We start from the raw sequence: 384 nt of genomic DNA, 5'->3' as shown, positions 1-384 counted from the left end.
ACGCCACCGGAAACCAGGGCATCATCGTCACCTCCGGCGCCTACCACGGCCTGACCACCGAAGTAGCGTCCTTCTCGCCGTCACTGGGCGTCGGTGTTCCCCTGGGGCCGAACGTGCGGGTCATCGACGCCCCCGACGCCCTGCGGTACTCATCGGATCAAGCGTCCCTGCAGGATCACCTGCGCAACCAGGTCCGTGCCGCCATCGCCGACCTCCACCGCCACGGCGTCGGAGTGGCGGCCTTCATCGCCGACAGCATCTTCTCCTCCGACGGCGTCTTCGCCGGACCGGCAGGCTTCCTGCGCCCGATCATCGAAGAAGTTCACGCCGCCGGCGGCCTGTACATCGCCGATGAAGTCCAGCCCGGCTTCGGCCGCACCGGCG

Annotated in this window: 1 protein-coding gene; it reads left to right on the top strand. The window is 68.8% G+C overall.

What is annotated here, in order from left to right; translation table 11 throughout:
- Nucleotides 1–384 (top strand): aminotransferase class III-fold pyridoxal phosphate-dependent enzyme (locus AC5RUM_RS21505; RefSeq protein ID WP_494036853.1); only part of this gene is annotated, 384 nt, incomplete at both ends.

Source organism: Arthrobacter sp. B2060 (assembly GCF_059090445.1).
The sequence above is the reverse complement of the archived record's forward strand: the minus strand, read 5'-3'. Positions and strand labels throughout refer to the sequence as shown.